The organism is Antrihabitans auranticaus (genome assembly GCF_016481275.1).
GTDB lineage: Bacteria > Actinomycetota > Actinomycetes > Mycobacteriales > Mycobacteriaceae > Antrihabitans.
Genome location: NZ_JAEMNW010000010.1, coordinates 129,933 through 139,708, shown reverse-complemented (window position 1 = coordinate 139,708; position 9,776 = coordinate 129,933). Strand labels below are relative to the sequence as shown.

Below are 9,776 nucleotides of genomic sequence, written 5' to 3'. Positions count from 1 at the left end.
GAGTGGCCGGGGTATGTCGCGGGGTTGGGTGTGGTGGATGCGGATCTGGCCCGGATGTTGGCTGTGGACGGGCGGTGGGAATGGGTGATGGCGGCCATCGACGCGGCGGTGGAGCAGGAACGCACTGCCGGCGACCGCGCGGCAGAGACCACGACGGACACGGCGGGTGACCTGGTCGACATCGATGCTGGTGCCGCGGATCGAGCAGTGAGCGAGGACGCGAAGGTCCCTGACGATGTCGTCGTGGGAGCGGATTCGGTGAGACCAGCCACGGCGTGCGAGGACGCGACTGCCGCCGTGCCGGCTGATCCGGTTCCGCAACCAGCGCGTCCGCGGACTGCTGCGGGCCGGACCGCTGGGGGCCGGACCGCTGCGGGCCGGGCGGTGGCGGCGGTCGGTTCGTGTGCGGGGTCGGGTGTGTGGGACGACCCGGAGTCACCGGGGGCGTTGCGGTACGAGTGGAGTGCCGGGTTGGCTCGCTGGATCCGGGCCCGCGATGGGACGTGCCGGTTCCCGGGATGTGTGGTGGCGGCGGCGCGGTGCGATATCGATCATTGCGAGCGGTACGACCACCGTCGGCCTCGCGCGGGTGGTCGCACGATCCGCAGCAACGGGGCGTGTTTGTGTCGTCGTCATCATCGGTTGAAGACCGCGGGTGAGAACGGGGGTAACGGGTGGCGGGTCCGTCGACTCGGTGACGGTCGGTTGGAGTGGAGGACCCCGACGGGTGAACTGATTGCGACCGAGCCGACGGGGGCGGGGTTTCTCTGGCCGACAACAGAGATCGGTGAGGTCTGCCCGAAACCAGTCGTGGTGCCGGAGTCGACCGATAAGGGTGGCTGGGTCGTGTGCTCTGACCCGACCTTGTTGCAGGAAATGAACCGGACCGGGATCACCGTGGAGGAGCAGCTGCGGTTCATGCTGGAGGTGGCGGGGGTGCGGGTGCACCGCAAACGCGTACAGCCCCAACCACCTACACCGGCAGAGGACCCACCCGACCCCGACGAACCCCCACCGTTCTAGAGGGTGGTCAGCCTTCGAGTTCGGCCAACCGACGCTCGTGGTCTGACAGTGGGTTCGACGGTGTCCGTGGTCACTCCCAGGATCAGCCTGGCCTCAACGGATGTCGCGAACATCAAGCCGTACGAACCGCTTGCGCGAGAGCTCCGTTTGTCACCTATCAGGTGGTCTCGTAGGCTCGGAAGCAGGGTCGACACACGAGCCGTGTTTGGTGGGGGAGATGTGAGGTGGATTTTGGCTCAGGACCAGCGTGATCCCGGTGAGGCGTATCTCGAGCTGGGTCCGGCCGCCTTCGACGTGGGTGTGGAATGGCACGACCAGACCGTTGTGCTGTCGGTGAGCGGAACTGTGGACATGCTGTCGGCGCCGCAATTGTCCGAATCGATTCTCACCGCGCTCTCGAACAGTCCGAAGGCCGTCATCGTCGACCTCGCACACGTGGAATTCCTGGCGTCGGCCGGAATGACCGTGTTGATCGCAGCCAACGAGCAGATCATGGCGTCAGCCCGGTTCGGCGTAGTCGCCGACGGACCGGCGACGGGACACCCGATGGAGCTGGTCGGCGTCGACAAGCTGATCACCATCTATCCGACTCTCGACGCCGCCATCGCCGACATGGCCGAATTGTAGGAGCCTCCAGTGCCGAAGGACCTGTCCGAGCACGCTGTCGCGCCGCTGCGGTGTACGGGGGTGGCGGCCGAACCCGGCGCAGTTGTCCACCCGCGCAGTCAGTTCCAGGCCTGGTTGGTCCAGAACTTCATTGTCGACGCCGAACGGCTGAGCTCGATCACGCTAGCCGTCAACGAGGCCCTCGCAAACAGCGTCGAGCACGCGTACGTGACCTACGATCGGCCCGGCAGTGTCGACGTGCGCGCCGACCACGACGAAGCCGACAGTGTTGTGGTGGTCGAGGTTGCCGACCATGGCCGCTGGCGCGAACCGGCTCCTGACCCGTTGCACCTGCGCGGCCGTGGGATTCCGCTCATCAAGGCGCTCAGCGACAAAGCTGTGATCGAGAAGTCGAACAGGGGCACCAAGGTGACGATGTCGTGGAACGGACTGTCACGGCGCTGACCCGTAGGCGGGCGCACTCACTCGACCGGCACCGCTTCCAACTTTCCCGCATCCACTGCCGCGACCAGCTCAGCGTGGTCGGCTTCGGTTTGGTCGGCGTATCGGACTGCGAACGCACCGATCGACTTGTGCAGCATCTTGTCGTCGCCGAGGTAACCCGCGAGCAGGCGCGGGTCCAATGACCGGGTGTGGGCGCGCGCGAGGAGCGCACCCGCGAGCCTGCCGTAGTCGTCGAGGTGGTCTCGACGCAACAGCGTAGGGTCGATGTCGCCCTTCATGTTTCGGAACTGGCGCACCATGTACGGTCGGCCGTCGATAGTTGTCCAACCGAGCAGGATGTCGGGTCCCGACTGAACGAGTCTCGCGCCCAACACGATTCGCTTGCCCTCATGGTTGGTCGGAGTATGCCCGAGGTAGGGCGCCAGCGCGGACGGTCGCGCTTGCTTGAGTTGCAGCACGAGGGACTCGTCCTTGTTGCCGTGCAGAAGCGCAACGTAACTGCGCAACCCGACGCTGCCGGTGCCGACGATCCGGAATGCGACATCCGAAACCGCAAAGCGGGCAATCAAATTCCGACGAGACGACCGCAGCGTCCCGACATAGGCTTCCAGTCCGTCGGTGACTGCCTCGGCTTCGGCGGCATCGATGCGCGTGAGAATCGGCGGATCCTCGACGAATCGGTGCCGTTTGATTCCGGTTTCGTGGTCGTCGAGATGTGCTGTCCATTTCGCGACGACCTTGTCGCTGGTGTTGAGTCGCGCCTTCTCGGCGGCCTGCGCGAAATCGTCGACCAGATCGTCCGCTTTCGCCTGGCTGACGACAGACGAGTCCGGGAGCGCGGTCCAGGAGCGTAAGAAAGGGGCCTCCGCGAGATCGCGAATCGTGCGGCGGTACGACTTGACGGAGTCCTCTGCGGCGTCGAGGCAGCCCTTCACTCCGACGCCGCCTTCGCGTCCGGCGAGCACGAGGCTCGCCGCGAGCCGCTTGAGATCCCACTCCCACGGTCCGGGCAGGGTTTCGTCGAAGTCGTTGATATCCATGATGATCTGGCCCTGGGGTGACCCGTAGAGGCCGAAGTTCGCGGCATGGGCGTCACCGCACAACTGTGCGGTCAGACCGCTGTTCGGGGAGTCGGCCAGGTCGGCGGCCATCAGCCCCGCGGCGCCCCGGAAGAAGGCGAACGGCGAGGCGATCATGCGGCCGATTCGCAGCGGCAGCAGGTGGGGGAGCCTGGTCTTGTTGCTGGCGTCGATGTATTCGAGAACAGCCGGCCGGGCGGCGCCCGTTCCTGCGTGGTCGTGTGCGGACGTCGGAACCGAATCACGAAGCGCGCGACCGCGATCGTAGACATCCGACGCGGGCGTGAAGGTTCGCAGGTCGACGCTCTTGTCTTGCTCGTGCTTCGCCACTGTTGTGCACTCCCTCTCGACGGACCCGTGCCCTGCGCATCAAGCATGTTATAGCGGCCCGGCGTGAACACGCCTGCCACATCGCGCCGCTCGTCGGCGCCGTGGCCTACTGTCGAACACGATGAATGGCGAGCCGGTCAGCGACCTCACCCGCGACGCTGTCGCGGACGCTCTGGGGCGATTCGACGCGCGCTTGCTCGGTGCGGGCGAGCGCAGACACGCGGCGGTCGTAGTGGCGGTCGGCGTGAACGCGGATTCGGTGCCTGCGGTGCTGTTGACCATGCGGCCCGCTCGGATGCGGGCGCATCCTGGGCAATTCGCGTTGCCGGGTGGGGCTATCGATCCAGGTGAGTCGGTTGCGCAGGCGGCCTTGCGGGAACTTCGCGAGGAGCTGGCCATCGAAGCGGACGAATCCGACATCGTGGGCCGGCTCGACGATTATGCGACGCGGTCGGGTTATGTGATCTCGCCGTTGGTCCTGTGGATCGGTGACCGGATACAGCACACGGTTCCGAATAGCGCCGAGGTGGCGGAGGTGCTCCTGCCGACGATCGCCGAGGTCGACGTGGAGCCCCGGTTCATCCGGATTCCGGAATCGGATCGTCCGGTCATCCAGTGGCCGTACAAAGGTGCCCTGATCCACGCACCGACCGGTGCCATCGTGTATCAGTTTCGCGAGGTGGTGTTGCGCGGGCGCAGTACCCGGGTCAGCCATCTCGAGCAACCGGTCTTTGCATGGCGCTAGTGGGAGGAATGGGATGACGACCGACGACAAGACGGTCCGATCCGATCGAATACTGACTATTCCGAATGTGCTGAGCATCATTCGGTTGATCGGTGTGCCGATCTTCTTGTACGTGCTGCTGGTACTGGAAGCGGATTGGTGGGCCTTCGGGTTACTCGTCGCGAGCGGCGTGACGGACTGGTTGGACGGCAAGCTGGCACGGCTGCTCGATCAGTCGTCCCGGCTGGGTGCGCTCCTCGACCCCCTGGTCGACCGCCTGTACACGCTCGCGACTCTGATCGGCTTCGTCATCCGGGGGATCGTGCCGTGGTGGTTGGCGGTGTTGCTGATCGGTCGCGACGCGGTTCTCGCGTTGACGCTGCCGGTCTACAAACGCCGCGACCTGCCGCCGCCCGATGTCATCTACCTGGGTAAGGCCGCGACGTTTGCGCTGATGTCGGCGTTTCCGTGGATTCTGGCGGCGCAGGTGGATTGGTCCGGTGCGGCTGCCGCGGGTGCGTTCGGTTACGCGTTCCTCATCTGGGGTACCGCGGTCTACGTGTGGACCGGTGGGCTGTACGTGTGGAAGGCGATCGCGGTCGCACGGGCGCTGCCGCTCAAGTGAAGCCGCTCGAGTGAACTCGCTTCTGCGGTCCCTGCTGACCGACCACCTCGACCCGGGATACGCCGCGGCGGCTCAGGCCAGGAAAGACGGCAACGCGCCGGCCTCGCGTCTGAGTCCCGTGTTCTGGTTGATGCTCGGCACGTTGCTTGTGGGTTTGGTGCTGGGAACGGCGGTCCGCGAGACGTCGTGGCGCACGAGCGCCGAAGCCGACCGCGAAGAGATCCTCGCGACGGTGAACGAGGCTCGCGACCGCGGTGCCGCTTTGGCGTTCGAGCGCAACAACCTTGCAGCTCAGGTGGATTCGGCACGAGACCGCGCCCTGGGCGGCGAACTCTCCGGCGCCGACCTCCTGAGCCGCATCGCGATGCTCGAAGCGGCGGCCGCAACGGAACCCGTGTACGGACCCGGTCTCACGGTGACGTTGAGCGATGGCGGTTCGCAAGACCGGTCGATCGTGCTCGACCGCGACCTCCAAGCTGTCGTGAACGCGTTGTGGGAGAGCGGGGCAGAAGCCATTGCCATCGGAGACGTGCGGATCGGCCCGGCTGTGACCGTCCGGCACGCGGGCGGCGCAATCCTGGTCGACAACGGCCCTGTCTTCTCGCCCTACCGCATCGCGGCGATCGGACCCAAAGCACAACTGGAGACGGGATTCGTTGTGAGTGACGCGTACTTGCGCATGTCGGCGCTGCACCAGCTCTACGACGTCGGATTCGCGGTGGACGTCTCAGACGAGGTCGCGCTTCCGGGGGCGAGCTCGCGCGAGCTTCGTGTTGCACAGGAGGTGGGCCGGTGAAGGCGCGCGTCGCGATCGCTGCGTTGCTGGCGCTGGTGGCCGGGATCGTGCTCGGCATCTGGTTCAGCCCGGAGGTACCCGACGGCGCCGCCGCCTACGTGCCGATTGCGGTGGTCGCCGCGCTGGACACTGTCTTCGGTGGACTGCGGGCCCTGCTCGACAGCGTCTTCGATCCGAAGGTTTTCGTCGTTTCTTTCGTGTTCAACGTCTCTGTTGCGGCGCTGATCGTGTGGCTCGGCGACCAGCTCGGGGTCGGTACCCAACTGTCGACGGCGATCATCGTCGTTCTCGGTATCCGGATCTTCGGGAATGCTGCCGCGATGCGACGCCGAATACTGGGGGCGTGACCTGTGTCCGAATCCAGGCACATACTGCGCGGCTGTTCCAGTCCGCGCGCGAAGGCGCTGTTCGCCGGGCTGGCGGTCCTGCTCGTGATGGTGCTGGGGATCGCGATTGCCGCCCAGGTGCGTGGCACCGACTCGGGCGACAACCTCGACTCCGCGCGGCCCGCCGACCTCCTGGCCGTCCTCGACAACCTCAACCGGCGGGAGGCGTCGTTGCGGCAGGAAATCTCTGCGCTGCAGCAGACGCTCGACTCGCTCGAGGGGAGTGGCTCGGCAGCAGCCCTCGACGAGGCGCGGGCCAGGTTGACGGCGTTGTCCATTCAGGTCGGCACAGTAGGTGCGGTGGGCCCGGGTGTGGTGGTCCGTATCGACGATCCCGAGCGCAAGGTCACAGCGGACGTGCTGCTCGCTCTCTTCCAGGAATTGCGTGGTGCTGGGGCCGAGGCGCTCGAATTCGGGGGAGCGCTCGGCGATCGGGTGCGTATCGGGGTCGACACGTGGGTGAGCGGTAGCCCCGGCAGCATCGTCCTCGACGGCAGAGCACAGGCGGCCCCATACGTGGTCACCGCGATCGGCGATGCGCCCACACTGGCCGCCGCGCTGAACATCCCCGGCGGCGTCGCAGATACGGTGTCACGAAGCGGCGGAAAGCTGGCGATCGAGCAATCCCGCGAAGTGACGGTCACCGCATTGCGGGAGCTGAAGCCGCACACCTACTCTCAGCCCGGAAACTAAGCGAAAGGACCCGCAGGGTGAGCGATTTCGAGACTCCCGAAGATTTGCGCTACACCGAAGAGCACGAATGGGTGAAGCGAACCGGTCCGACGACGGTGCGCGTCGGCATCACCGACTACGCCCAATCGCAACTCGGCGACGTCGTCTTCGTACAGTTGCCCGCGGTCGATGACGAGGTCGCTGCCGGAGATTCGTTCGGCGAAGTCGAGTCGACCAAGAGTGTCTCCGACATCTACGCGCCGATGTCTGCGAAAGTTATTGCGGTGAATGAAGATCTGGAGGCCGGACCGGAGGCAGTCAATTCCGATCCCTATGGTGCGGGCTGGTTGGTGGACCTCGAGGTCGCCGACGAGAAGACTTTGGACACAGCATTGAGCGATACGCTCGGCGCGCAAGACTACCTGTCGGTTATTGGCAGTTGAAACGCCCACGCGACCTGGCCGGTCTGCCTACACGCACTACCCTCGGCAAGGTACGGTCATGGGAAACGTGTGTGCCGAACAGTAGGGGCAAAGAACCCACTGAGGAGGAGAAACGGTGAGCGGGAACGACAACGAGCCGGCCTACGGAGAGAGCGCAGCAGAGACCACATCGGTCTTTCGCGCTGATTTCCTCAACGAAGCCGAACCACAGCAAAAACGGCCTGAAGACACCCCCGGGGTAGAGGGTCTGCCGGTTGGCTCGGCATTGCTCGTCGTGAAGCGTGGTCCCAATGCGGGCTCCAGGTTCCTCCTCGATCAGCCGACGACATCTGCAGGACGTCACCCGGATAGCGACATCTTCCTCGACGACGTCACTGTCAGCCGTCGGCACGCGGAGTTCCGGCAGGAGGAGGACGAGTTCCAGGTGGTGGACGTGGGCAGCCTCAACGGCACCTATGTCAACCGTGAGCCTGTGGACTCAGCGGTCCTCGCGAACGGCGACGAAGTACAGATCGGCAAATTCCGCCTGGTTTTCCTTGCGGGTCCCCGATCGCAGGGTGAAGCGGGCTCAGGCTCGAAATGACGGCCGTGGAGGAACGGGCGCGAGGATGGATGTCGATTGGCTCCGTCCTCGATCGTCTGCGCCCGGACTTCCCCGACATCACCATCTCCAAGATCCGGTTTCTCGAATCAGAAGGCCTGATCAGCCCGGAACGTACCCCTTCGGGCTATCGGCGGTTCTCGGTTGCGGACTGTGAGCGGTTGCGATTCGTGCTCACCGCGCAACGGGATCAGTATTTGCCGCTGAAGGTCATCAAGGAACAACTCGAGGCGATCGACAGCGGCGTTGCGACGCTCGGTGCCGATCGCCCGGCCTCGCGGCCGCGCACACTCGGCATCGTGCCGGGCGAAGTCTCACCCGACGAGTTCCGTGCCGATCGTGAGCTTCGAGTGAGCCGGGAAGATCTCATCGCGCGGGCGGATATCACCGACGCGTTCTTGACCGAACTGCTCCGGGCAGGCTTGATCACTCCGGGAAATGCGGGATTCTTCGACAACGAGGCTGTCACGCTCGCAGCGACAGCCAAGAAGATGTCGGAGTTCGGACTCGAGGCGCGCCATCTGCGCGCCTTCAAACTTGCTGCCGACCGTGAGGCAGGTCTGATCGCACAGATCGCCGGACCGATCGCGAAGGGCCGCGATGCCGGTGCGCGTGACCGTGCCGAAGAGACCGTCCGCGAGTTGGCGGCGCTGTCTTTGACACTGCACACGTGTCTGGTGAAGACCGCTGTCCGCGGCTCGCTCGATCACTGAGCGCTGATCGGACGGTCGCCGGCGCAAATGCGCGGAGGCGTCGGAAGACCAACTCGCATAAACTCGTTGTAGGCGAATGGGAGGCGGGCACGATGAGCGAAATGCGAGTGATCGGTATCCGTGTCGAGCAGCCGCAGAATCAACCTGTACTGCTGCTGCGTGAGGCGGAGGGCGACCGCTACTTGCCCATCTGGATCGGTCAGACAGAAGCGACCGCGATCGTGCTGGAGCAACAGGGCGTCGAACCTGTGCGACCGCTCACGCACGATTTGATCAAGAACCTCATCACTGCGCTGGGTCGGACGCTGAAGGAAGTGCGCATCGTCGATCTGCAGGAGGGCACGTTCTACGCGGACCTGGTTTTCGATCAGGATCTGCGCGTGTCGGCCCGGCCATCGGATTCGGTAGCGATTGCGCTTCGCGTCGGCGTGCCGATCTTTGCCGAGGAAGCTGTGCTCGCGGAGGCCGGTCTGGTGATGCCGGACGAGCGCGAGGACGAGGTCGAGAAGTTCAAAGAGTTCCTCGAATCCGTGTCGCCGGACGACTTCAAAGCGACCGACGGATAGGCCCGACATAACAAATGAGTCTCACCCTCAAGTTTAGGTTTAGGCATTGCGCGCGTCGCGTTGATTCATTGAACTCGGCCCCATAGCGTTTCGGGCGTAAGCTCAGCAGTTACCGGCCACGATCCAAGAGGGAGCAGTCCGTGCGAGATACGTCGCAGGATATTCAGCCCGGCCTTTTTCCGGACGATTCAGTTCCCGACGATTTGGTCGGCTACCGCGTCCCGAGCGCCTGCCAGATTGCAGGCATCACCTACCGCCAGCTGGATTACTGGGCACGTACGTCTCTCGTCGTCCCGTCTATTCGCGGTGCCGCCGGCTCGGGCAGCCAGCGTCTGTACTCGTTCAAGGACATCTTGGTCCTGAAGATCGTCAAGCGACTTCTCGATACCGGGATCTCGCTGCAGAACATTCGGGTCGCCGTCGATCACCTGCGTGATCGTGGCGTCCACGATCTTGCCAAGATCACGCTGTTCTCCGACGGCACCACCGTCTACGAGTGCACGTCCGCCGAAGAAGTGGTGGATCTCCTCCAGGGCGGCCAGGGTGTGTTCGGAATCGCGGTCAGCGGCGCGATGCGTGAGCTGACCGGCACGATCGCCAACTTCCCGGCCGAACGCGCCGACGGTGGCGAAGCCGAGGTTCGACCGGAAGACGAGCTGGCCTACCGCCGCAAGAACCGTGTGAGCCGCAAGACCGGTTAACTGTGCTGATTAGCGGCTCCGCAAGCTCCGCCGCTGTGCTGATTGG

General features: G+C 64.8%; 14 protein-coding genes. 13 read left to right on the top strand and 1 reads right to left on the bottom strand.

What is annotated here, in order from left to right; all coding sequences use genetic code 11:
* The 3 genes from JGU72_RS27955 to JGU72_RS27945 all read left to right on the top strand — a co-directional run.
* Positions 1–1,023, top strand: a 1,023-nt coding sequence (locus tag JGU72_RS27955) for an HNH endonuclease signature motif containing protein (protein ID WP_199687556.1), incomplete at its 5' end; no start/stop codon positions are given.
* A gap of 231 nt (positions 1,024–1,254) precedes the next feature.
* Positions 1,255–1,650 (top strand): STAS domain-containing protein, encoded by a 396-nt coding sequence (locus JGU72_RS27950; RefSeq protein ID WP_233533122.1) that lies wholly within the window; start codon positions 1,255–1,257, stop codon positions 1,648–1,650.
* 9 nt (positions 1,651–1,659) lie between these two features.
* The gene (locus JGU72_RS27945; protein ID WP_199687555.1) at positions 1,660–2,094 is read left to right on the top strand and encodes an ATP-binding protein; all 435 of its coding nucleotides are present in this window, start codon (positions 1,660–1,662) and stop codon (positions 2,092–2,094) included.
* A 17-nt stretch (positions 2,095–2,111) separates the two neighbouring features.
* Here the strand turns inward: JGU72_RS27945 and JGU72_RS27940 are convergent, their stop codons facing one another.
* Positions 2,112–3,503 (bottom strand): DUF2252 domain-containing protein, encoded by a 1,392-nt coding sequence (locus JGU72_RS27940; RefSeq protein WP_199687554.1) that lies wholly within the window; start codon positions 3,501–3,503, stop codon positions 2,112–2,114.
* 121 nt (positions 3,504–3,624) lie between these two features.
* On the opposite strand from JGU72_RS27940, the gene JGU72_RS27935 reads away from it, so the two are divergent.
* The 10 genes from JGU72_RS27935 to JGU72_RS27890 all read left to right on the top strand — a co-directional run bounded on the left by JGU72_RS27935 (position 3,625) and on the right by JGU72_RS27890 (position 9,730).
* Positions 3,625–4,248, top strand: coding sequence for an NUDIX hydrolase (locus tag JGU72_RS27935; RefSeq protein ID WP_199687553.1), 624 nt, complete (start codon positions 3,625–3,627; stop codon positions 4,246–4,248).
* Positions 4,249–4,261: 13 nt separating this feature from the next.
* Complete coding sequence (locus tag JGU72_RS27930) at positions 4,262–4,852, top strand: CDP-alcohol phosphatidyltransferase family protein (protein WP_199687552.1); 591 nt, start codon at positions 4,262–4,264, stop codon at positions 4,850–4,852.
* Positions 4,853–4,862: 10 nt separating this feature from the next.
* On the top strand, positions 4,863–5,648 hold the full coding sequence (locus tag JGU72_RS27925; protein WP_307828633.1) for a DUF881 domain-containing protein: 786 nt from the start codon (positions 4,863–4,865) through the stop codon (positions 5,646–5,648).
* A complete protein-coding gene (locus JGU72_RS27920) occupies positions 5,645–5,995 on the top strand; it encodes a small basic family protein (protein WP_199687551.1) in 351 nt (116 codons plus the stop codon). The genes JGU72_RS27925 and JGU72_RS27920 overlap by 4 nt, the downstream gene beginning before the upstream one ends.
* A 3-nt stretch (positions 5,996–5,998) precedes the next feature.
* Positions 5,999–6,727 carry a DUF881 domain-containing protein gene (locus JGU72_RS27915; RefSeq protein WP_307828632.1) on the top strand — a complete coding sequence of 243 codons (729 nt, stop codon included), beginning with the start codon at positions 5,999–6,001 and terminating at the stop codon, positions 6,725–6,727.
* A gap of 17 nt (positions 6,728–6,744) precedes the next feature.
* Entirely contained in the window at positions 6,745–7,149 is a 405-nt protein-coding gene (gene gcvH / locus JGU72_RS27910) for a glycine cleavage system protein GcvH (protein WP_199687550.1), read from the top strand.
* A gap of 115 nt (positions 7,150–7,264) precedes the next feature.
* Positions 7,265–7,732, top strand: coding sequence for an oxoglutarate dehydrogenase inhibitor Odhl (odhI, locus tag JGU72_RS27905; RefSeq protein WP_199687549.1), 468 nt, complete (start codon positions 7,265–7,267; stop codon positions 7,730–7,732).
* Positions 7,729–8,463 (top strand): transcriptional regulator FtsR, encoded by a 735-nt coding sequence (gene ftsR, locus JGU72_RS27900; protein WP_199687548.1) that lies wholly within the window; start codon positions 7,729–7,731, stop codon positions 8,461–8,463. The genes odhI and ftsR overlap by 4 nt, the downstream gene beginning before the upstream one ends.
* A 92-nt stretch (positions 8,464–8,555) precedes the next feature.
* Complete coding sequence (locus tag JGU72_RS27895) at positions 8,556–9,029, top strand: bifunctional nuclease family protein (protein ID WP_199687547.1); 474 nt, start codon at positions 8,556–8,558, stop codon at positions 9,027–9,029.
* Positions 9,030–9,169: 140 nt separating this feature from the next.
* Positions 9,170–9,730 carry a MerR family transcriptional regulator gene (locus JGU72_RS27890; RefSeq protein WP_199687546.1) on the top strand — a complete coding sequence of 187 codons (561 nt, stop codon included), beginning with the start codon at positions 9,170–9,172 and terminating at the stop codon, positions 9,728–9,730.
* The last annotated feature ends 46 nt before the right edge of the window (positions 9,731–9,776 follow it).

What these genes read in the sequence shown, in the direction of transcription:
- JGU72_RS27935 (WP_199687553.1), top strand. Translation starts at nt 3,625, where the DNA reads ATGAATGGCGAGCCGGTCAGCGACCTCACCCGCGACGCTGTCGCGGAC.
- JGU72_RS27930 (WP_199687552.1), top strand. Translation starts at nt 4,262, where the DNA reads ATGACGACCGACGACAAGACGGTCCGATCCGATCGAATACTGACTATT.
- ftsR (WP_199687548.1), top strand. Translation starts at nt 7,729, where the DNA reads ATGACGGCCGTGGAGGAACGGGCGCGAGGATGGATGTCGATTGGCTCC.
- JGU72_RS27895 (WP_199687547.1), top strand. Translation starts at nt 8,556, where the DNA reads ATGAGCGAAATGCGAGTGATCGGTATCCGTGTCGAGCAGCCGCAGAAT.